This window comes from Paenibacillus sp. FSL M7-0802 (assembly GCF_038004945.1).
GTDB classification, from domain to species: Bacteria; Bacillota; Bacilli; order Paenibacillales; family Paenibacillaceae; genus Paenibacillus; species Paenibacillus polymyxa_B.
In genome coordinates this window covers 2,462,093-2,483,197 of the sequence record NZ_JBBOSD010000001.1, presented here as the reverse complement: position 1 = coordinate 2,483,197, position 21,105 = coordinate 2,462,093, and the positions used below count along the sequence as shown (strand labels likewise).

General features: G+C 43.4%; 21 protein-coding genes. 13 read left to right on the top strand and 8 right to left on the bottom strand.

The genetic code is table 11. The features are described from left to right. The first annotated feature begins 163 nt into the window (after positions 1-163). Positions 164-667, top strand: a complete 504-nt coding sequence (locus MHB54_RS11630) for a MarR family transcriptional regulator (protein ID WP_076265112.1) — start codon at positions 164-166, stop codon at positions 665-667. A 203-nt stretch (positions 668-870) separates the two neighbouring features. Here the strand turns inward: MHB54_RS11630 and MHB54_RS11625 are convergent, their stop codons facing one another. Further along, positions 871-1,800, bottom strand: coding sequence for a response regulator (locus MHB54_RS11625; RefSeq protein WP_023986559.1), 930 nt, complete (start codon positions 1,798-1,800; stop codon positions 871-873). 5 nt (positions 1,801-1,805) lie between these two features. Continuing rightward, the gene (locus MHB54_RS11620) at positions 1,806-3,110 is read right to left on the bottom strand and encodes a sensor histidine kinase (protein ID WP_264454286.1); all 1,305 of its coding nucleotides are present in this window, start codon (positions 3,108-3,110) and stop codon (positions 1,806-1,808) included. A 211-nt stretch (positions 3,111-3,321) separates the two neighbouring features. Here MHB54_RS11620 and MHB54_RS11615 point away from each other — a divergent pair, with 211 nt between their 5' ends. From MHB54_RS11615 to MHB54_RS11570, 10 genes are all read left to right on the top strand, one after another. Further along, a complete protein-coding gene (locus tag MHB54_RS11615; protein WP_023986561.1) occupies positions 3,322-4,575 on the top strand; it encodes a cation:dicarboxylate symporter family transporter in 1,254 nt (417 codons plus the stop codon). Between the two features lie 256 nt (positions 4,576-4,831). Further along, positions 4,832-6,343 carry a methyl-accepting chemotaxis protein gene (locus tag MHB54_RS11610; protein WP_319640920.1) on the top strand — a complete coding sequence of 504 codons (1,512 nt, stop codon included), beginning with the start codon at positions 4,832-4,834 and terminating at the stop codon, positions 6,341-6,343. A 130-nt stretch (positions 6,344-6,473) separates the two neighbouring features. Then, positions 6,474-6,836 (top strand): DUF1304 domain-containing protein, encoded by a 363-nt coding sequence (locus MHB54_RS11605; protein ID WP_023986563.1) that lies wholly within the window; start codon positions 6,474-6,476, stop codon positions 6,834-6,836. Positions 6,837-6,992: 156 nt separating this feature from the next. Then, a complete protein-coding gene (locus MHB54_RS11600; RefSeq protein WP_068938348.1) occupies positions 6,993-8,612 on the top strand; it encodes an ABC transporter substrate-binding protein in 1,620 nt (539 codons plus the stop codon). A gap of 72 nt (positions 8,613-8,684) precedes the next feature. Continuing rightward, the gene (locus MHB54_RS11595) at positions 8,685-9,635 is read left to right on the top strand and encodes an ABC transporter permease (RefSeq protein WP_023986565.1); all 951 of its coding nucleotides are present in this window, start codon (positions 8,685-8,687) and stop codon (positions 9,633-9,635) included. 4 nt (positions 9,636-9,639) lie between these two features. Then, on the top strand, positions 9,640-10,485 hold the full coding sequence (locus tag MHB54_RS11590) for an ABC transporter permease (protein WP_013308329.1): 846 nt from the start codon (positions 9,640-9,642) through the stop codon (positions 10,483-10,485). Positions 10,486-10,544: 59 nt separating this feature from the next. Further along, positions 10,545-11,582 carry an ABC transporter ATP-binding protein gene (locus MHB54_RS11585; RefSeq protein ID WP_071559474.1) on the top strand — a complete coding sequence of 346 codons (1,038 nt, stop codon included), beginning with the start codon at positions 10,545-10,547 and terminating at the stop codon, positions 11,580-11,582. Next, positions 11,575-12,537, top strand: coding sequence for an ABC transporter ATP-binding protein (locus MHB54_RS11580; protein ID WP_319640919.1), 963 nt, complete (start codon positions 11,575-11,577; stop codon positions 12,535-12,537). Before MHB54_RS11585 ends, MHB54_RS11580 begins: the two co-directional genes overlap by 8 nt. Before the next feature lie 49 nt (positions 12,538-12,586). Beyond that, complete coding sequence (locus tag MHB54_RS11575) at positions 12,587-13,045, top strand: hypothetical protein (protein WP_023986568.1); 459 nt, start codon at positions 12,587-12,589, stop codon at positions 13,043-13,045. Between the two features lie 490 nt (positions 13,046-13,535). Next, a complete protein-coding gene (locus MHB54_RS11570; RefSeq protein ID WP_023986570.1) occupies positions 13,536-14,366 on the top strand; it encodes a hypothetical protein in 831 nt (276 codons plus the stop codon). A 39-nt stretch (positions 14,367-14,405) separates the two neighbouring features. Here the strand turns inward: MHB54_RS11570 and MHB54_RS11565 are convergent, their stop codons facing one another. Further along, positions 14,406-14,882, bottom strand: coding sequence for a L,D-transpeptidase (locus MHB54_RS11565; RefSeq protein WP_023986571.1), 477 nt, complete (start codon positions 14,880-14,882; stop codon positions 14,406-14,408). A gap of 459 nt (positions 14,883-15,341) precedes the next feature. Next, positions 15,342-15,557, bottom strand: a complete 216-nt coding sequence (locus MHB54_RS11560; RefSeq protein WP_235322351.1) for a helix-turn-helix domain-containing protein — start codon at positions 15,555-15,557, stop codon at positions 15,342-15,344. A gap of 1,354 nt (positions 15,558-16,911) precedes the next feature. Here MHB54_RS11560 and MHB54_RS11555 point away from each other — a divergent pair. Further along, positions 16,912-17,235, top strand: a complete 324-nt coding sequence (locus MHB54_RS11555; RefSeq protein ID WP_023986575.1) for a hypothetical protein — start codon at positions 16,912-16,914, stop codon at positions 17,233-17,235. Positions 17,236-17,425: 190 nt separating this feature from the next. Here MHB54_RS11555 and MHB54_RS11550 read toward each other — a convergent pair whose 3' ends face one another. After that, a complete protein-coding gene (locus MHB54_RS11550; protein ID WP_235322432.1) occupies positions 17,426-18,013 on the bottom strand; it encodes a Y-family DNA polymerase in 588 nt (195 codons plus the stop codon). 831 nt (positions 18,014-18,844) lie between these two features. On the opposite strand from MHB54_RS11550, the gene MHB54_RS11545 reads away from it, so the two are divergent. Continuing rightward, on the top strand, positions 18,845-19,336 hold the full coding sequence (locus tag MHB54_RS11545; protein WP_023986577.1) for a hypothetical protein: 492 nt from the start codon (positions 18,845-18,847) through the stop codon (positions 19,334-19,336). Positions 19,337-19,406: 70 nt separating this feature from the next. Here the strand turns inward: MHB54_RS11545 and MHB54_RS11540 are convergent, their stop codons facing one another. The 3 genes from MHB54_RS11540 to MHB54_RS11530 form a co-directional block, all read right to left on the bottom strand. After that, positions 19,407-19,871 (bottom strand): hypothetical protein, encoded by a 465-nt coding sequence (locus MHB54_RS11540; RefSeq protein WP_023986578.1) that lies wholly within the window; start codon positions 19,869-19,871, stop codon positions 19,407-19,409. 462 nt (positions 19,872-20,333) lie between these two features. Then, the gene (locus tag MHB54_RS11535) at positions 20,334-20,549 is read right to left on the bottom strand and encodes a helix-turn-helix domain-containing protein (RefSeq protein ID WP_235322353.1); all 216 of its coding nucleotides are present in this window, start codon (positions 20,547-20,549) and stop codon (positions 20,334-20,336) included. Beyond that, the gene (locus tag MHB54_RS11530; RefSeq protein ID WP_039275274.1) at positions 20,501-20,833 is read right to left on the bottom strand and encodes a hypothetical protein; all 333 of its coding nucleotides are present in this window, start codon (positions 20,831-20,833) and stop codon (positions 20,501-20,503) included. Before MHB54_RS11530 ends, MHB54_RS11535 begins: the two co-directional genes overlap by 49 nt. Positions 20,834-21,105 lie beyond the last annotated feature (272 nt).

Genomic DNA, 21,105 nt, shown 5'->3' with positions numbered 1-21,105 from the left:
ATAAAATTGTTTCAAGGGAAACAAAGTATCTACACTAGATATATTTTGTATATATACGGAAATGTTAAAGGGGAGCTTTTCGTATACATATATTGTTTTCTATGAAACAAAAATGGGCTATAATGAAAGGAGGAGTATGCCAAAGGAGTGACCATTTGTTCGTATGGAGAAAGCGACATCAGTTCAGCATGTTTATGATTTGCTCATTAAGATGAATCACCAGCTGGAGCAGCATCAGCAGAGAGAGAGCATGACTATTCTCGAAGAAATCCACGAGCATTTTGATGGAATTGCTTCGCTCAATCTGACGGATGTGCACGTCATTGACTGTATCGGGAGGCATGAGCCGATTAATGTTACGACATTAGCGGATCGAATTGAGCTGAGCAAGGGTACAGTTTCGAAAGTCAGCACCAAGCTGATCAAGGAAGGCTGGATTCGCAGAACCCAGCTTAACGACAACAAGAAAGAAATTTATTTTCGGTTAACCCCGTTGGGGAAAAGACTCTTTCTTGTGCATGAACGACTGCATGTTAAGGTACAGCAGCAGTTATTTGAATTTTTAAATCGTTATAGCTCGGAAGAACTGAATGTCTTGAAACGTCTGCTGTCCGATGGTGTAGATCTCTTGGAAACTATGGAGTGGCAGGACAAGAGTCTGGACTAAAGGGATATCGAATCATCAACGATGGGCACCTGTTTTATCTCCGAGTAATAGATACATGGGGAGATGCAGGTGCTTTTCTTTTAATGTCAGCAGTTTGCATAATTCGATTCCCAACGCTCGAAGGTACAATATTTAGACGGACTAACCCGTTCCGATCTATATATTGCTGATTTGTGAATACTCTTGGGATTTATGCAAAATGCTTAGTGTAATAGCCGTTTTGCTTCCATATAGAGCACCTGTACGAACTTTTTCGTATTAATGCGGGCTTGGGACAGTGAAGGCTCCACATTGTTTTGCAGCTCCAGCATTTTTTTGCGGATTTCTGTAAAATCAAAAAATTTGGATGCATAATTTTCAAATTTAGGATGCGTATAGTCGGTCAATCCGAGCGATACTATATGGCTTAGCGTCTGGAAAATAGCGCGGCGGACACGTTGCTCCGATGCTTTGATTTCCTTACTCAGCTCTACTGCTGAGGCTGAAGCCCCCAACCGTTTGGACGCCACATTGGCAAATATATCCTTCAACGGCGGGAACAGATAGGGAGATAGATTGCCTGTTTCCTCCTCATACTGGTCCAGAAATTCCAGCATGTCCAGTAGATCCATACTCCCGGCTTCCCCGATCATCCCCATTTCAGAGAGCAGAAACTGCCCGGAAGTTACGATGTTTCGGGTCGGTTCAATTGTTGCCGTTGGGTTATTCGATGTGAACATCGACAACCCTTGAAGCGTGCGCTGGATATCCGTAATCGATTGCTGCATGCGCAGACGCTCAGCCACCTTATGAATAACTGCAATAATCTCCAGTCGATTCAAAGGCTTGGCCACATAATATTCAATACCGAGCGAGTACGCCTCGCCGATCATGTTTTTGGATTCGATGCGAGAAATCATAATGATTTTGCCGCTGAATTGATCGCCGAGTGCACGCACGGTCTGAATGCCGTCACGAAGCGGCATCAGCAGGTCAATCAGCAATACATCAATCCGGTTCAACTCCAGGAGGCCGCTATTCACGTAGGTACCATCCTCTGCTTCCCCGATGACTTCCCCTAGACCTTCGTCTTCAATAATATCTGCCAGCATAGAACGAATTCCCTGATCGTCATCCACAATATAAAAACGCATCCGGGCTATCTTCCTTTCTCCGTCAGTTTCCGTAAAGGCAATGTAATTCTAAAAGTGGTCTGTAATCTATCTGTATTCTCTTCTTCATCCTGTTGCAGTTCAATCGTTCCTTCAAGGCTCTCCGCGACCTCACGCACATAAAACAATCCCATACCGGTCGACGGCTGTCCTTCCTCATCATACTTGGTCGTATACCCCGGTGTGAAGACCATTTCCCGTTTCCGCTGAGGAATACCCGGACCGTTGTCGGTAACACTAAAGGAGGCTATATCCTCTTTTCCCGGGAGACAACGAATGGAAACGTCAATCCTTCCGTTGTCCCTCATTGCTTCAACCGCATTGGCTGTCAGGTTATTAATAAGTGTCAAAACGGTATAAACATGTAGCTTGGGTAACAAAGGATCGACATCTAGGGTAAAACGAATAGACTTGTCCAGCGATTGGGCATATTTGCTGTTCGTTCGGATGATTAGCTCCCCAAGCTCTTGAGAAGCCATGTAATGGACTCCGCTTTCGGCATCAATCAGCTTGGACAAACCAGCAAAAATCCGCTGGCTGTCTTTTTTAATCTCGTGAACCTGTCCGGAAATACGAAGTGCCTGTCTGGCGTAATGTTCTCTATCCTTCAGAGATTCATCCTGCTGTAGCTCACGGTACAGCTCGTAGCTTTCACGAGTGATTTGTTCTGCATGTGATAGTGTTTTGCCTAACTGGACCGACTCCTCATACAAGTCCGATACAAGGAGTAAAATTCGCTCTGTCTGCTGCCTTTGTGCCTCTTCATGCTGAACCGATTGATTTAACCGAATCATATTATAAAACCCAAGCACGAAGAAGCTGCGGATCATAGCCATGAAAGCTACTTTGCTGATCTTAATGATGTCCCAGAAATCGCCGTCAATGCTCCACCGGACGCTAAGTTCCGACACACTTGCGGCAACCTCAATCCCTACAGAGAGGATGCCCACGCGGAGCGCGCGGTAAGGCTCAGCATTAATGTTAAGGACCTGGAAGAGCAGCCCGTAGACCATGTAATAAAAAAAGGTAGGGCCGTGCAGTGTCAGCAACTCTTCGAAGGGAAGACCGGGCTGAGTGTAATGATTGAGTAAGATGCGAAAGGCGACTACCGCTATCCCTGCAAGCACTCCTGATAATGCAGGCGGAATATGACGAATAGATAACAGAAAGAAAAAAAATACAGGCGTACCAAAGCTGAGACGGAATGTATTAGCGAACGGGTGAATATTCAGCTCACCTGCGAGCGGTACAAATACAAGCATGAGCAGGAAAAGGAGCGTATTCAACTTCATCCATATTCACCTCCTGGGTATTCAGTCAGAAAGGCAATGTGAGCTAAATTCACAGGCTCGCCGTTAAAGTTTGTGAATTTATAGAAAAAAATAAATGTGGCTGTAGATAATTGTCGTTTTTTATAGATCAGATTGTAGTATAAATAACATCATTTGAATATTAAGAACAGCATACTGCAAAAATATACAAATCAGCCAGGGGGGACACGAAGTGAAAAAGATTAATTTGACGATGCAAATCTTTATCGGTCTGGCTTTAGGTATTATTATTGGTGCCTTATTTTACGGCAATTCAGGGGTGGAAGTCTACTTAAAGCCAATCGGCGATATTTTCATCCGCTTGATCAAGATGATTGTCGTGCCTATTGTGATCTCAACGCTCATTATCGGCGTTGCCGGCGTGGGAGACATGAAAAAACTAGGTAAACTTGGCGGCAAGTCTATTCTGTACTTTGAGATTGTAACGACAATCGCCATCCTTTTCGGACTGCTTGTTGCCAACTTGGTTCGACCGGGTGACGGCGTGGATATGTCCCACCTGGCCAAGAGTGATATTCATTCCTATGTGGAGACTGCAGAGAAGTCAGGCCATAGCTTTATAGATACGATTGTGCATATTGTTCCTACCAATATTATTCAAGCTCTGGGCGAGGGAGATATGCTGGCTATTATATTCTTCTCCGTACTGTTTGGACTAGGGGTAGCGGCGATTGGTGACAAGGGCAAGCCCGTGCTGAATTTCTTTGAAGGCGTAGCCGACGCCATGTTCTGGGTAACCAATCAGGTCATGCGCCTGGCTCCGTTCGGAGTATTCGCACTGATTGGAACGACAGTGGCCAAGTTTGGATTGGCGTCGTTATGGCCATTATTGAAGCTTGTTTTGTCGGTGTACGGCTCCATGGCGCTGTTCATTGTGATTGTTTTCGGAATTATCGCCAAGCTTTGCGGTACCCGTCTCTGGACCATGATTAAAATTTTGAAAAGTGAGCTGTTGCTTGCATATTCGACGGCCAGTTCGGAAAGTGTTCTGCCTAAGATCATGGAGAAGATGGAGAAGTTCGGATGTCCTAAAGGAATTACTTCCTTTGTCATTCCGATTGGGTATTCTTTTAATCTGGACGGTTCCACCCTGTATCAGGCACTGGCTGCGATTTTCATTGCCCAAATGTACGGCATTGACCTGCCAATCACGACACAAATCACGCTGGTGCTAGTTTTGATTATTTCATCCAAAGGTATTGCAGGGGTGCCAGGTGCTTCCTTTGTCGTTTTGCTTGCTACACTTGGAGCAGTGAATCTCCCGCTGGAGGGTTTGGCTTTTATCGCTGGTATTGATCGCATTCTGGATATGGCGCGTACGGTAGTCAATGTATTAGGCAACTCGCTTGCCGCTGTGGTCATGTCCAAATGGGAAGGCCAATATGATAAAGAAAAGGGCGAAGAATACGTTGCTTCAATTAAATAAGATGCGACGAACTGAATAGTTGACAGAAAGAGCACTTTTGCGAAGTAATGCAAAGGTGTTCTTTTCGCTTCCAGACTTATTAAGACCTTTCCTTTTTCGACATTTTTCGATGTTTTTGTATGAATATATAGGTATATGGACATAAAAATGATTCTTATTACCTATGCAATTTTAAATTTATTTATAATGATTCTTAATAAAATTCCGATATTAAACTATATCGTTTTATATATTGGCTTAGAAGGGAAGAGCATATATGTTTCTTAAAAAAAATGAGACCCACTCACTTGCTCCTTTAGTAGAAGAAAGCCGCAAGCTTTCACAAAGAATACAGCAGAAGGATTATTCCGCCGCAATACAAGTTTCATCCAAATCTTCCGAGGTTCAAGAAATCGCAAACAATGTAAACCAAGCGCTTGAGTCCATGAAAAAGGATGCTCAACATGTTGACATCCGTCTGAAGCTTGTTACCAAGGCTATAGAGATTGGCTTATGGGACATGGAGGTAGTTGCGGGTGATCCCGTCAATCCAAGTAATACGTTCACATGGTCAGAAGAATTTCGTGCTATGCTGGGGTATCAGAGCGAAAAGGACTTCCCCAATGTATTAAACAGCTGGGCATCCCGGCTGCACCCCGAAGATCATGACAGGTCATTGGCAGCTTTGTCAGATCATTTGCTGGATTTTACGGGCAAGACGCCTTATGACGTACAGTATCGTTTGAAGCTGAAGCATGGAGAATACCGCTGGTTCCGGGCTACCGGAACGACGATCCGCGATCAGCAGGGAGTGCCGCTTCGAATTGCGGGTGCTCTATTGGATGTGCACGACCAGAAGATTAAGTCCGAGGAGTTGCAGGCTCTAGTTACAAGATATGATCTCATCAATCGTGTTTTGGTGGAAGCTCCATATGATGTCATTCTGGCTGATGGAGACATTGAGAACCCGGATAATATATTTTGGTGGTCCCAGCAATTCCGCCACACCTTGGGCTTTAAGGATGAGCAGGACTTCCCGAGTGTACTAAGCAGTTGGAGTTCGCGTATACATCCTGACGATGCCGAGCATGCGTTTAAGGCTGTAGTTGATCATTTAAATGACTATTCAGATCGTACGCCATATGACATGGTGTGTCGCTTGCAAAGTAAAAATGGTGAATATCGCTGGTATCAAAACAGTGGAAGAAGCATACGCGATAGCAAGGGAGTGCCTATTCGTATTGCCGGGACCATTCGTGATATCACAGTGGAAAAGGAGAAGCAGGCTGTCGCGGATGAGCTTACGCTCAAAATCCAGCATCTCTCCGATTCCATTACGGAAATGGTGAACGGCGTTAACTCGGTTAGTAACCAGGCGCAGGAGCTGGCAACGGCTCAGGAGCAATCGACAGAGGCAGCGAATCAAGCCAAAGTCAGTGCAGAAGAAACCCAAAACATTTCCAACTTCATTAAAGAGATTGCGAATCAAACAAATCTGCTGGGTCTGAATGCTGCCATTGAGGCATCGCGTGCGGGCGAGCAGGGGCGGGGTTTTGCGGTAGTCGCAGATGAAGTGAGAAAACTTGCCATTCACAGTGCTGATGCAACCGGAAATATCGAGACCAGTCTGGACGAAATGAAGACACTCATCGAGCGGATTTTGCACAATATCGGTAATATGTCTATGCTGACACAGACACAAGCCGCGCTAACGCAGCAAGTGAATGCATCTACGGACGAGATTAACAGCATGTCCAAATCTTTGTTGGATTTTGCAAGAACGATGTAAGGCTTCATGTAGAAATGAGGCCGGGCCTTAGGCTCGGTCTCTTTACTGTTTTTGGAAGATGAACTATACTTTTCGAGAATAGATCTAAAAATCACCTCATAGTAACTTTATGTGGAAAAGAGGAATATACTTGAGCTTACTTAGTTCAATATTGGTCGGAATTGTAGCTCTGGAGCATGTGTACATTCTAATATTGGAAATGTTTCTGTGGACGACTCCGCGGGCGATGCGTACGTTCGGCACCTCGAAGGAGCTGGCGGAAGCAAGCAAATCCTTGGCTGCAAATCAGGGGCTGTACAACGGCTTTTTGGCAGCCGGATTGGTGTGGGGCTTGTTCTATCCGGATACTGTGATCGGGCGGCAAATCCAATTATTCTTTGTCATTTGTGTGGTAGTGGCTGCGTTGTATGGTGCATTAACTGCTAATAAGTCTATTTTATTAAAGCAAGGCCTGCCTGCCATCCTGGCACTGATCAGTTTGTGGATACTCTGAAGACACCCTTACCGGGTGTTTTTTTCTAGATTCGATCACATAATGTCTGGAATGCTAATGACAAGGGGAATAAACAGTTTTTGATCGATTGTAAATCCGACTATTCCGATTTATAATAAATTTATTACATACTAAGAGGACACGGGGGCTAGAGCGATGCGTCGTAATTTGACTGGTGTATTGGTATTAATTGTATTAATGTTGGTTGTAAGTGCATGCTCCGGCGGGAATTCTGGATCTACGTCTGAGACGAATGGGAATACGCCCGGTACAGCTACCACAACAGCTGATAACGGACAGCCTAAAGATGGCGGCAGCCTGATCATTGGCGTACAAGCTGATCCGGTGGTGCTGAATCCAAACTATGCGGGTGATCGGGTAAGTCTGACGATAGACCAGGCGATATTCGCACCATTGTTTCAAGTGAACAATGGCAAAAAGACATTTTATTTGGCAGACAGTCTGACTCCTTCAGCAGACAAGCTGACTTATACACTAAAACTGAAAAAAGATCTGACTTGGCATGATGGCGAGAAGCTGACAGCTGACGATGTCGTTTTCACCATTAACAAAATTTTGGACGAGAAGCAGCACAGCTTTTTGAGAAGTAATTTTATGGTTAATGGCAAACCGGTACAGGCGAGCAAGGTTGATGATACAACGGTCGATTTCAAGCTTCCTCAGCCAGCTCCTGCTTTTGAGGCAGCACTGGTACAGGTATCCCCGATTCCGAAGCACATTTTCGAGAATGAAGCGGATATTGAGAAAAGCACGAAAAACAACTCTCCGATTGGATCAGGTCCTTTCAAATTTAAAGAGTACAAAACTGGTGAGTACGTTACACTCGAACGGTTCGATAACTATGTTGGCGGCAAGCCGCATCTGGATTCAGTAACATACCGGATTGTTAAAGATTCGAATGCTGCGAATTTGGCCCTTCAAAATGGTGAGATCAATGTAAACTATCTCGATCCGCAAAATGTAGAGACCATTAAAGCAACAGATAAGTTTGACATTTTCCCTTACAGCGAAGGTCGCTTGGCTTATCTGATGTTTAATGAAAACAGTGATACGAAGCAGTTGAACAAAAAAGAAGTACGTCAGGCGCTTTCTTATGCATTGAATCAGGATGAATTGATTCAAGTCTCCTATGGCTCCAAGGATTATGCAGATACTGCGAAATCTGCTCTGACACAGGATGTACTGTATCACACGAACGACGTTGCATTTTTCAATAATGATGTGAACAAGGCGAAGGAGCTGCTGAAATCGGCTGGAGCTGAAGGACTGAAGCTGCGCATTATCATTCCGGGCGGCAACAAGGTACAGGAAGCACAAGCGCTCTATATCCAGCAGAAGTTCAAGGACATAGGCGTTCAGCTGGACGTGAACAGCATGGATTCCTCGGCATGGTCGCAAAAGTTCGTCGATACGAATGCCAAGGACTTCGATCTGGCGATCAGCGGCTATATCATGGGGTATGACCCTGATGCATATCGTATTTTGTATAGCACCGGATCGTCCTCCAATTATTCGCATTATTCAAATAAAGAAGTGGATAAGCTGCTGGAAGAGGGCGCGGGTGAGTCGGATACGACTAAACGTGGAGAAATTTATAAAAAGGTACAAGAGCTGCTGGCTGAGGATGCTGTCATCTACCCGATTGCTTACACCAAGACTATTGTAGCCTTCGACAAGCAGTATGGCGGTATTGATCAGGCTGTGTTGAAGCCGGTCGTGATTTTCGAGGATTTGTCCAAAATTTATCACAAATAAGACAGGGTTTTCAAAAATAAGCTGGGCTAACCAGCTTATTTTTTTCGAAAACAGCAAGGGGAAGGGAAACGTATGAGACAACTCATCGCCAGAAGGTTGCTGCAAGTTATACCGATGCTATTTTTTGTGTCCATCGTCTGCTTCGGCTTGATCAAGCTGGCTCCAGGTGATCCGGTTCTCTCTTTTGTTACACCGAATATGCATCTGGAAGACATTGAACGAATGAGGCATAGCTTGGGGCTGGACCAGCCCGCTTATGTGCAGTACATATTATGGCTTAAAAAGAGCCTAACGGGTGATCTCGGCTACTCGCTAATTAATCACCAGCCTGTGCTGGATCAGATTCTCGATCGTCTACCGGCTACAGCCGGGTTAATGGGCGCATCTATCATACTGGCTGTGCTGATTGCAATTCCACTCGGTTTGACGGCTGCGGCTAATCGGAATCGCTGGATCGACAAGCTCATTAATCTGATGTCGTACATCGGGATTTCTGTTCCGCTGTTTTGGCTCGGTATTTTACTTATTTATTTGTTTGCGATTTATCTGCACTGGCTTCCGAGTACAGGGATGCGTACCATCGGTACGGACTCGGTGCTGGATGTGATTAAGCATGGAATTTTACCGTGTTTTGTACTGGCTTTCGGCTTTCTGTCTGTGTATGTGAGGTACATCCGTTCCAGCACGATTACGCAGCTCAAGGAAGAGTATGTGCAGATTCAATACGCGTTCGGGTCTGGAAAAAGACTGGTTTTGTTTCGACATGTGCTCAAGCATGTGCTATTGCCCATCATTACGCTGCTCGGAATGTCGGTTGCGGACCTGGTGGCTGGAGCCATTGTGACGGAGACAGTATTTTCCTGGCCGGGCATTGGCTCGCTGGGTATGACGGCGGTGAAAGGGATGGATTATCCCGTCATCATGGGGATTACTTTATTTTCCGCTCTGCTGCTGATCCTGGGTAATCTGCTTGCAGATATCTTATACAGCATTGCGGACCCGAGAATTAAATCAACGAGGTGAATTCATGAATCGGAGCAAATGGCGCAACATCGGGATCGAGCTGATGACGAGCAAAATGGGCGCCGTCGCCCTCATACTATTGATCGTATTCTCGCTGGGGGCGATTTTCGCATTTTTATCGCCGCAGGACCCAAATAAGTTGAACGTGCTAGAGCGTCTCCAACCGCCGGGAGCGGCACACTGGTTTGGGACGGATGATTATGGGCGGGACTATTTTACAAGAGCACTGTACGGTGGACGTGTATCATTGCTGGTAGGCTTTGCGTCCATGATTATTGCGACCAGTATCGGTGCAGTGGTAGGTATTGTGAGCGGATATTTTGGAGGATGGATCGACAATCTGCTTATGCGGGTTTTGGAGCTGATCATGTCGATTCCGTCTTTCTTGGTTATTTTGCTGCTGAGTGTGTTTTTGAAGCCGGGCGTCGGCAATATCATTGTCATTATCGCCCTGCTCATGTGGATGAACATTGCCCGGGTGGTTCGTGCAGAGACAATGACGTTGCGCGAACGGGAGTATGTACTATACGCCAAAGCTTCGGGACAAAGTACGTTTGGTATTATTATGAAGCACATCGTACCGAATCTGATTCCGGTAATTATCGTAGGGGCGACGAACAATATCGCTTCAGCGATTATGATGGAATCGTCACTGAGCTTCCTCGGCTTTGGTGTTCAGCTGCCGAATGCTACGTGGGGCAGTATGCTGAATAATGCCCAAGGATATATTGCACAGGCCCCATATATGGCATTATTCCCGGGTCTACTTATTTTACTGACTGTGTTGAGCTTTAATGTTTTGGGGGATGTGCTTCGTGTAGGCTTTGAACCCAAATTAGTAAAACGATGATTCATAGCACAGATCCATTACAAATGGCTCCAGGAGCGACAGGAAGGAGCGAAAACACAATGACAGAACATCTACTGTCCGTCGAACAGCTGGAAGTCTCCTTTTTCACTCGTGAAGGGGAAAATCAGGCAGTTCGAGGGGTTAGTTTTCATATTGATGCTGGAGAAACGGTAGGAATCGTAGGAGAATCCGGCAGCGGCAAAAGTGTTACAGCGAAAGCGATCATGTCGATGATCGCCCCGCCGGGCAAGCGGCTGAGCGGCGATATCCGTTATCGGGGACAAAGTCTGACCGCTCTGACGGAAAAGCAATGGCGCAAAATACGCGGAAACCAGATTGCGATGGTCTTTCAGGACCCGATGACCTCACTGAATCCGGTCAAAAAGGTTGGCTATCACCTGGTTGAGGTGATCCGCAGACATCGAGGACTGAGCAAGGAAGCGGCTACGCAAGCAGCTGTAGAACTGCTGCGACAAGTAGGCATTACCGAGCCGGAGCGCCGAATGAACCAATACCCGCATCAATTCAGTGGCGGGATGCGCCAGCGGGTGATGATTGCCATGGCGCTCTCGTGCAGCCCGGAGCTGCTGATTGCAGATGAGCCGACTACAGCGCTGGACGTGACGATTCAGGCGCAAATCTTGGAGCTGCTCAAGACGCTGAAGCAGCAATCCGACATGTCGATTGCTCTGATCACCCATGACCTGGGCGTCGTCGCCCAGGTGTGTAGCCGTGTCATCGTCATGTACGGCGGTATGGTGATGGAGGAGGGGCGCGTGGACGATATCTTTTATCGTCCGGGCCACCCGTATACGCAGGGCCTGCTGCGTTCTGTGCCCCAGCGCACGAACGGCTTCCGCGAGCGGCTGGTGCCGATTGAGGGCACGCCGCCAGACCTGCTGAACCCGCCATCGGGCTGTCCGTTCATGGAACGGTGCCCGCATGCGTTTGCCCGCTGTGTGGAGCGGCCGCCGATGGTGGAGCTGCGCCCGGATCAGCGAGCAGCCTGCTGGTTGAACGAGCCGGACGCAGTGCCTGCTGGAGTCTACGAGATGCCCGAAGCGGGGCAAGCGGAAGGGGGGAATAACGGTGAGTGAAGCAAACGATGTATTGGATGAGCATCAGCCCTTGGTAGAGGTACACCAGCTTAAGAAGCATTTTGTGACCGCAAAGGATTTGTTAGGGCGTAGCTCTGAGGTGCTCAAGGCGGTGGATGGCGTGAGCTTTCAAATCAAGCGTGGTGAGACGTTCGGACTGGTTGGTGAGTCAGGTAGTGGGAAATCAACGGTTGGACGCTGTCTGACACGGTTATACGATTATACAGAAGGTACGGTACGCTTTGACGGTCAGGATATTTCCAAGCTGAACGACAAACAGCTCAAGCCGCTGCGTCGGCGCATTCAGAGCATTTTTCAGGACCCATATTCCTCTCTTAATCCGGGTATGAACGTGCTTGACCTGATCGGTGAGCCGATGGATATTCACAGATTGCATCAGGGGAGTGAGCGTAAGGATGCTGTAGTGGCTTTGCTTGAAAAGGTAGGGCTGAAGCGGGAACATCTGTATCGCTACTCGCACGAGTTCAGCGGCGGGCAGCGCCAGCGGATTTCCATCGCTCGTGCTCTCTCCGTGAACCCCGAGTTTATCGTCTGTGACGAGCCGATTTCGGCACTGGATGTGTCCATCCAGGCGCAGGTCATTAACACGCTGGAGGATCTTCAGCAGGAGTTCGGGCTGACGTACCTGTTCATCGCCCATGACTTGTCGATGGTGCGGCATATTTCAGACCGAATCGGTGTGATGTACCATGGACGACTGGTAGAAGTAGCTGATGCAGATGAGTTGTATGAGCAGCCCGCTCACCCTTATACGCAGGCGCTGCTGTCCTCCATCCCTGTGCCCGATCCGAGAGCAGTCGGAGAGCGGGAGGGACTGGGGGGAGGCTTGGCCCAACCAGACGGCTCATTAGTATGGGACAAGGATAACAACAGTGCAACCGAGTTGAGAGAAATCAGTCCCGGCCATTATGTAGCATACCCGGTTAACCGTTAGGGTTAAGATCGGTTGTACGATGTGTATGACCCAAAGGAGGTAAAAAACGATGACTGAATCGACAAAAAGAGTACGTATTTCCCAATGGGACGCGCTCTTGCTGGAATCATTACGCTCTTTAGGCTGGTCCCAAGAGGAATTAATCCGTCGGGTGCAGCAAAATGAGCTGCCAACGGACGGACCATCCGATTTTGATTATACAGAGCTTGTCACCGGACTGGCGTCCAAAGAGCCGGAGGTGTTTGTCAGCGCGGTAACGGACGGATATCAGATCAAGTACAATACGATCCGGGGCATCCGTTCGTGGATTGCCGTTGCGTTCGGGCGGGAGCCTGAGCTGTCACTGGAGGAAGGAAGCGAAGCTGTTACATCCGAACTGACGAAGGCTGAGTATGATCGGCTGGAGGGAGTGCTGTCGTTAGGCTGGTTCATCCAGGAATTACGTCCCGCGGCTGGCGAGACTTCAGGATTATACCGAATTGTACCTGCTGCACAGATTAAAAGTTGACTTTGTAGGGCTCGTTCTGCAAAATCAACAGAAGTGGAAAATGTCCAAGGTGAAAAGGCTACAGCCGATAACTGGTGTACTTAGAGAACTTTATTTGAAGTCAGGGAGTCAATGTGCTTTTCCTGATTGTGTTAAACAGATTGTGATTGTGGATATGGATTTTACTAAACTAGATAAGTAACGGTAAGGCTGGGCGGTTGCTCAGCTTTTTTCTTTACGCATGGAGTCGGTATGTCTGTAATCCCGTGAAAGCGCGCTTGCCAGCCCCAATGTCGTCCAACCTTATGGCGGAATGTTTGACTTGGGATGGTCTGCTAGAGCGGGCGAAAGTATCACCCTTGCCTTAACGTTTTCCAATTGTTATGTAATTATTTTCAATAAACAAGAAACAAATTCACGATTTTCACGTCTATGTATATAGATATAGTTTTAGGAAAACCTTGGATCAAGACCTGTAGAACAATAATTTTTTTACAAAGGAGCAATTAAAATGAAAAATCTAAGATTAAAATACGCTACTGCTTTCCTGTCGAGTGTAGTGCTTGTGGGAAGTGTAAGTGGTTTTTCTATTGCCAATGCTAATAGTACATTACGCCCTAATACGTATGTTCAAAGTTCAGTTAATGCTGTAAATCCATCTGTGTATCAGTCCATAACTAAGTTTAAAAAGAGCGAGACCCCAAATCAGTTGATTTGGAAGGAGAACAACATTTCGTTAGTGGCAAAAAAAATTGAGCTAGAAAATGCACCAAGTTCTGAGAAAAGTGTTATTACATCAATAACGATCAAAAAAGGAGAAAAGAGTTATACCATTAAAACAGATGGATATAATGATAAACTGCGTGATATATCGAGCGCAGTATTATCTCCTTCTAATACATGGTTGGCTATACAGGCACAGCGGAGTGCAGGAGATACGTTACTACTGATCAATCTTAAAACCGGAAAATCTACCATTGTAAATGATCTTTTAAAGGCTAAAGGCAAAAAAAATATAGAATCAATTACTGCTTATAACTGGTCACCTAAAGAAGATCAAATTGCCTTTTCGTACGGTGATACATCAAGCAGCTCCATAGCTATATATAACACAAATAAGGATGCCTTTATATATCTTCCTAGGGAAACGGATTACATCAGCACAAGTCTGATTTTATGGCATAAAAATGGGAAAAATTTAGACTATATAAGTGAGTATCCATCTGACCAAAAGAAATTATACAGATACTCAATGGACAGCAAAAAAGTGAAACCTGTTAAAAAAATTAGCCAGAGAGAATTTCAACAATGGTTCAAACTTGATAAATACAAATCAAATTAATACAAAAAAGGGCGGAGTTTTACCTCCGCTCTTAATTTTTTAGCTTTCGCTTATTGTGATCTTACCAGAACTACCGTTTTGCTCAAGAACTTGAATTAGTGCTCTTTGATCGCTGTTAGTAAGTCTAATGCAACCGTATGTTGGACGCAAAGGATACCATGTTAAAGATGTGCTCTTAGCAGGGTCTCCGCCATGAATCATAATTTCGTCGCGGCCATTATTTGTAGCAGTCAGGAAGTTTCCACTTACCGCTTGATTCAGCCACACACGCTTATAAGGACCATAAGAGTAGTCAGAATCACCTTTAGCATAAACAATTGTTTTCGCGACACCCGTAGGAATGTCTGCATATTTAAGTCTCCAGTTCGTATGATCCTGACCGTTTTTTGCATCATTTGATCCACGGCCTAAAGCTTCTACAGGTCCAAATACCAAACTGCCACTATCATTATAAACTTTCAGTGTTCCTTTGTAATCTCGATTAGATGGAAAATTAGCAATAATGTGATAACCCATTGTTAAACGCCTCCATTAGTTTAGTTGAGAGTGGATTTGATGGAGTCGCTAACATCTAAATGGCTCCACATTCTTTGATGTTAGTCTTCAATTCCCTCTCACTTATGTAGGTGATTTAAGGCTGTGAATTACAACCAATCGTGAAAAATGCGAATACATAAAATTTTTTCAATTCATGTACTTTGCTCGATTATCCCCTACACTTATATAGGAGTTGGGGACTGTAACTACACAACCTGAATATGAACTTTTTCTAGATCGAGAAAATCCCTCTCTAAATTTGAATAGCCCCTCTAGCTAGAATAGATCCTGGGATAAACCTTTGGATTATCCTGTATAATTTAAAATTATGCTCAAGATGTGAGAAGAGTTGAGGAGTATATTCCAACTCGACCACAGCAAAAACTAAATAAGCTGCCTCCGGTAGAGTAACTGGAAGCAGCTTATCGCTAAGGACTCTTATTTTTTCATGATAAACTCAAGAAGTTCGGTTTTCATACTCTGGATGGCATCCTCTTTTGGCATAAGGATAAATTTACTTAATCGTTTAATATCTGGATCGAAATATTGGAAAATTGCATTCATAGCCTCTACATCGGATTTGGTTTGGGCAAGTTCTACTAATTTCATAAACTCATCATCTGACATAAATCGTGAAGCACCTTCTTTTTCCATTTGTTCACCGCCTGTTGTGTAATATGTAGTTCCTTGGCAACTTGGCCTTCCTTTTTATCGTTTATGTAAATTTCATAGATGACCTTTTTGCCTACCTCAGACCTTAGTCTATTAATGTATGATTTCATCATTATTTTGTTATCAGATTCTTCCGAAAACGAGGTTTGAAAGAGATTAGGCTTGGATTCTAAAGAAATTTCACGTTTCCGATTTCGTTTTGTACGATACTGCATTCTCCAAGCAATTCTATAAAGCTCGCGTCGGTAATCTTCGATAGCACCCATCGGAAATTTCCTCCCTTATGTTCATATACGTACATATAAGGTAGGAGTTCTCAAAATCAATATAACAACCAATTTATAGAATCAATTTTCTTTTTTTAGCGAATATAATAAAATTTTGAATTCTTTTGGAATTATCTGAAATTGCCGTGCAGAAACCCCTAAAATTCCGTGAAGAACCCGGGCGATTATATCGGCTTGTGTTGGTTCTTTTTTTGTTGGAAAAGTGGGGTGTATCATCCATCTGGCTCAGAAAAACTGGTGGTTGCAGGGGGATATATCATGGGATGGTTAGCAGAGGGCGTAAAAACGAAAAATTGACTTGACCATTCAGGAAGCTACTATAGTTGATGTTGATTATAGTGGGTCAACCATGCGGATCAACAGTAGGTATCAATCTCACGTTTAGTTGTGAAGAGTGAAAGAAAAGATTCTTCATTGAATCCAGCAGTGCTGGTTATGTGGGTATATTTATGTATAAAATGATATATATTTTTTCTTTTCTAGGCTTAATTCAAAAGGTTCATTAAAAAAAAGCGAGCATCTTGCAGCTGTTGGTATATAACTTGTGCCGTGTCGTTTAGGTAATCAGACAGAAGAAGTATTTCGTCCCATACATGCTGTGTAAATTTGAGATGTAGCAGCTCCACATTTTTGTCCATTGTATGATGATCGGACAACAGGTAGGTGAGATCTTTAACTGATATGATTTCATCCATTATAAATACCGTCTTTCATTGGTTATTATTTAGAATTAGATATTTTTACGCCAATCGGCATAAAAATTTTGTGAAGAGTCAGGATACTTTTAAAGGATTACGATACGACCCAAACTATCCAAGGGTCTAATGATTCCCGTGGTTTTCACCCTGTCCACCTCCGTTATTTGATCCAATAATACCAATATATCTTTAATTTTGCCTTTGCTAATAGGCTAAATTTACACAATTTGATTTGCTGAGATCAAAAAGAGAGGCAGGGGCTGTCTCTCTGAATGGTATGATATTAAAGTAGCATCTAATTGTACATTCCAGTAAGATATATTTAAAAATTTATGTTAGAAAGAGGTAATTATGTTAAAACATCATTTTTCAAAAAAATTGAGACAATCCATTGGAAAGGGAGAGTGTTTTTCTTTAATTCGATGGATGGTTATCTTGTTACTAGCTTTAAGTGTTTCTTTAGCTATGGCTGTTTACGGGATCTTATCAATAGATCTACCGAATTGGATAAAGCCACTGCCACCAAGCAACTGGATTGGATTTTATGGAAGTATGTTCGGGGCATTCCTCAGCGGATCGGTGACCATATTTATTTTTAACGAAACACTTAGAGAAAATCGGAAGACGAATAGTGAAAATAAGCGAGTCCAAAGTTTACCGCTGCTGAAGCTATGAAGGTGTTATTGATATTGCCGGTTCGAAACATAGTGTATAAAAACTTCAATCTAGTCGTTTCGTTTAGAGATATTTTAGGGAATCACTACCATCAAACTTATAAACTAGGTTTCTCCAGCAACGATGGTCTTCCTATATTAACCTTAAAATGTACCACATCACCCATGTGGAAGACTGATAAAAAAGATTCCTATTTCATACATACGGAGTGACTTAAAAAAAGAATAGTACAAAGGTCTGTACTGCATAAAACAAGGGAGTAACGCCGAATATATAAAAGCGACCATAGAAGGTCGCTTTTTACATTTAGACAAATTGAGTAGCTCTGTAGAAGGGCTAAGCGAATTGTATATTCTTGCTGATAAATCCCTGTTGAATTAATCCTTTTCTTCATCTTTCTTTCAATCCCCCATATGTCTTTCACCAGCGGCGGCCACAGCAGGTGGGGAATATCCTGGTACGTGCATTCTGCGATCCCTGTTTTCTTGGAGTAATTGTCCAACTCCAATTTTGCAAGGAGCTTGTTCGGACCGATTCCAGCTGCGGACGGTAATCTAAGCTGCATAAGAATATCTTTCTGGATACGTTGAACTGCTTCGAGTGTTGTCCCGTGTAGGTGTGCTGTGGCATCTAAGGTAATCCAACTCTCATCAACGGAATATGTAGAAATAGCTTCAGTCGGTACGTACTGGTTTAGTAATTTAGTAATAGTCATAGATGTGTCCAGGTACAGTCCCATCTGAGCATTTACCATCTGGATACGCGGATCGGGAGGGATTTCATATAGTCGGTTTCCTGTCCGGATACCGAATTGTTTTTTAAAGCTGGAGAAGCCACAAGAATTACGGAGCCGGGGCGATTTTTATCGCCTACAACTGCTAAGAGGGTAGTAAGTGGGCCGAGCCCTCTGTCTACAGCTTCAATGGAAGCATAAAAGACTGGCAATAAATACAGGCGACCTCGTGATGGGGAAGTTTTGAGTAGTCAATCATGCTGTACCCCCTCTCAATATAGAACATTTGTTCTTGTGAATATATCACGAAAGTCCTTAGTATATTCATTATAATTTTTTCCTTTTTGGCGATAGAGTAAGTGTCATACAAGGTAAGGGAAATATTTAAAATCTTTATGCCACAAACCAATGCCGATATTAACAAGTAAAACAAGCCCCAAAAAACCTAGACAATCTAAATACCAGAGTATGGAATATGTATGTAGTTATTGTATAATAATTGTAAATACAGTGAGAGGAGAGAACATGCTAAAGAATCCAAATTTCCTTATTTTAATAATTTTCTTGGCTACATTAACAGTGCGAATTGTATATAATAATCCACCCATTATATTTATGACTGGTTGATGGGTATATACGCTATCCGTTTGATTGGCCGGACGTTGTACGAAAAATACCAGAATAATCATAGGACCAGTAATGTAACCGATACGATTGTAGAAGTGATTATGGTTATGATTTCAGTCGAAATTGTTCTGTTTTTATTTATGTCACAAGAAACATGGATGCATAAGTTGCTTTTTTTAATCGGAGAATCCTATTTTCTCATTTTATACTTTTTAAAGAAATCATACTAAAAAATAAGGAAGTGAATTGATGAAGAATCGAACTATTAAGATTGCAGTTGTTATTGTTTTAGTACTAGCATGGGGCATTTATGGCACTTATTATTTTTTGAATTTAAATACCTCTATTCAAAAAGCTGTGTTGGATCAGGTCGATATGGATAATGTCTATCTTCAGATTATAAGAACGCACACTAAAATTACTAATGAACCAGTCGATTATAACGTGCATGTGATGGAAAAGAGTGGAGTTAAAGCAATTTTGGATCAATTATCTGGCATTGAGCTTAAAAAAACAAGCGGAATGAATAACGGGGATAAAGTTCCTTTTTACTATACTATTATCATCCGCCCGAAAAGCAATCAGGATTCAACATTGAAGTATGAAATTACATTTAAGAATAATAAGTTAGTATCTATCTTTAATCAGGAAAAAAATTATAGGCAGGAATATATGATAACAAACGAATTCGACTACCACTCGTTCAAAAATTCAATCGATAAACTTTTCCAGAAGGAGTAGTTAGTTTGTATGAAAAAAGGTCGGTTGTCAAACTCAACCGACCTTTTTCTCAGTTATTTAGGAATCAGTCTTAGAAAACTTCCCATCCATTTCCGGAGTGTGCTTTTTGCACAACGCCATTACCCGAAATAAAACGGATAACGGTACCGTCTTGTAGAGTGTACTCAAGGAACGGGAATTTAATCTGATAAAGATCGTATCTTCCACCGTAAAGGGCAATTTGAGTGTTGATTTTATCAATGCCCGCAATACCGTCGCTAATGACATTTTCGACTGTCGAACCCGTGCCTGAGGCAAATAGCGTAGAGGCGAGGGAAGCAATTCCCATTGCTACCCCTACTGGTGTACTTGCAACGAAGACCAGCCCCAGAACCGTAGCTGTTATTCCTGTCAGCCCTGCTACGATTGCAGCTGTGTTGGCAGAACCACCTCTGAAATTACCGCTCTCTAATGCGACACGTTGTGCTTCACTCATTTTTAGTAATTGATACGGACTTGCCGTTACTGTTGCTGCATACTCTCGTGATCTTGCCATAATATATCAACCTCCTGATTTTTTGTGAGGAATTGATGGAGTCGCTGACATCTAAATGGCTCCACATTTATTTGATATCAGTCTTCAATTCTCATTCACTTATGTAGGTGATTTAAGGCTGTGAATTACAACCAAATCGTGAAAATTACGAAGACATGAATCTTCTCTTATTCATGTGCTTTGCTCCGATTATCCCCTACACATATGTAGGAGTTGGGGGCTGTAACTACACAACCTGAACATGCATTTTTTTCTGGATAAAGAAATTCCCCTTCTGAGCCCCTTAGAATATATATTGGAATACCCCGCTGGTTTATCCAATATAATATCCGAAATATGGGCAAGGAAAAATAAGAGTTGAGGAGTGTGTTGGATTTATTTTACAACAGACCTCAACCACAGCAAAAGCTAAATAAGCTGCCTCCAGTAGAGTAACCGGAAGCAGCTTATCGCCAAGGACTCTTATTTTTTCATGATAAACTCAAGAAGTTCGGTTTTCATACTCTGGATGGCATCTTCTTTTGGCATACGGATAAATTTACTTAATCGTTTAATATCTGGATCGAAATATTGAAAAATTGCATTCATAGCCTCTACATCGGATTTGGTTTGGGCAAGTTCTACTAATTTCATAAACTCATCATCTGACATAAATCGTGAAGTGCCTTCTTTTTCCATTTGTTCACCGCCTGTTGTGTAATATGTAGTTCCTTGGCAACTTGGCCTTCCGTTTTATCGTTTATGTAAATTTCATAGATGACCTTTTTGCCTACCTCAGACCTTAGTCTATTAATATATGATTGCATCATTATTTTGTTATCAGACTCTTCCGAAAACGAGGTTTGAAAGAGATTAGGCTTGGATTCTAAAGAAATTTCACGTTTCCGATTGCGTTTTGTATGATACTGCATTCTCCAAGCAATTCTATAAAGCTCGCGTCGGTAATCTTCGATAGCACCCATCAAAATTTCCTCCCCTTGTTCAAATACGTACATATAAGGTAGGAGTTCTCAAAATCAATATAACAACCAATTTGTAGAATCAATTTTCTTTTTTTGGAGAATATAATAAAATTTTGAATTATTTTGGAACTATTTGAAATTTCCTTATAGAGAGCCTCTAAAATTCTGTGAAGGGTATGGGCGATATGGGAAGCTACTAGAAGACCAAGTGTATGCTGGTATGGATGACGAGCAGGAGCAAAAAGAATCATGTCTGGCAAGCGGAAGGAACC

What these genes read in the sequence shown, in the direction of transcription:
- MHB54_RS11630 (WP_076265112.1), top strand. Translation starts at nt 164, where the DNA reads ATGGAGAAAGCGACATCAGTTCAGCATGTTTATGATTTGCTCATTAAG.
- MHB54_RS11625 (WP_023986559.1), bottom strand. Translation starts at nt 1,800, where the DNA reads ATGCGTTTTTATATTGTGGATGACGATCAGGGAATTCGTTCTATGCTG.
- MHB54_RS11620 (WP_264454286.1), bottom strand. Translation starts at nt 3,110, where the DNA reads ATGAAGTTGAATACGCTCCTTTTCCTGCTCATGCTTGTATTTGTACCG.
- MHB54_RS11610 (WP_319640920.1), top strand. Translation starts at nt 4,832, where the DNA reads ATGTTTCTTAAAAAAAATGAGACCCACTCACTTGCTCCTTTAGTAGAA.
- MHB54_RS11600 (WP_068938348.1), top strand. Translation starts at nt 6,993, where the DNA reads ATGCGTCGTAATTTGACTGGTGTATTGGTATTAATTGTATTAATGTTG.
- MHB54_RS11595 (WP_023986565.1), top strand. Translation starts at nt 8,685, where the DNA reads ATGAGACAACTCATCGCCAGAAGGTTGCTGCAAGTTATACCGATGCTA.
- MHB54_RS11590 (WP_013308329.1), top strand. Translation starts at nt 9,640, where the DNA reads ATGAATCGGAGCAAATGGCGCAACATCGGGATCGAGCTGATGACGAGC.
- MHB54_RS11585 (WP_071559474.1), top strand. Translation starts at nt 10,545, where the DNA reads ATGACAGAACATCTACTGTCCGTCGAACAGCTGGAAGTCTCCTTTTTC.
- MHB54_RS11575 (WP_023986568.1), top strand. Translation starts at nt 12,587, where the DNA reads ATGACTGAATCGACAAAAAGAGTACGTATTTCCCAATGGGACGCGCTC.
- MHB54_RS11570 (WP_023986570.1), top strand. Translation starts at nt 13,536, where the DNA reads ATGAAAAATCTAAGATTAAAATACGCTACTGCTTTCCTGTCGAGTGTA.
- MHB54_RS11565 (WP_023986571.1), bottom strand. Translation starts at nt 14,882, where the DNA reads ATGGGTTATCACATTATTGCTAATTTTCCATCTAATCGAGATTACAAA.
- MHB54_RS11560 (WP_235322351.1), bottom strand. Translation starts at nt 15,557, where the DNA reads ATGGAAAAAGAAGGTGCTTCACGATTTATGTCAGATGATGAGTTTATG.
- MHB54_RS11555 (WP_023986575.1), top strand. Translation starts at nt 16,912, where the DNA reads ATGTTAAAACATCATTTTTCAAAAAAATTGAGACAATCCATTGGAAAG.
- MHB54_RS11545 (WP_023986577.1), top strand. Translation starts at nt 18,845, where the DNA reads ATGAAGAATCGAACTATTAAGATTGCAGTTGTTATTGTTTTAGTACTA.
- MHB54_RS11540 (WP_023986578.1), bottom strand. Translation starts at nt 19,871, where the DNA reads ATGGCAAGATCACGAGAGTATGCAGCAACAGTAACGGCAAGTCCGTAT.
- MHB54_RS11535 (WP_235322353.1), bottom strand. Translation starts at nt 20,549, where the DNA reads ATGGAAAAAGAAGGCACTTCACGATTTATGTCAGATGATGAGTTTATG.
- MHB54_RS11530 (WP_039275274.1), bottom strand. Translation starts at nt 20,833, where the DNA reads ATGGGTGCTATCGAAGATTACCGACGCGAGCTTTATAGAATTGCTTGG.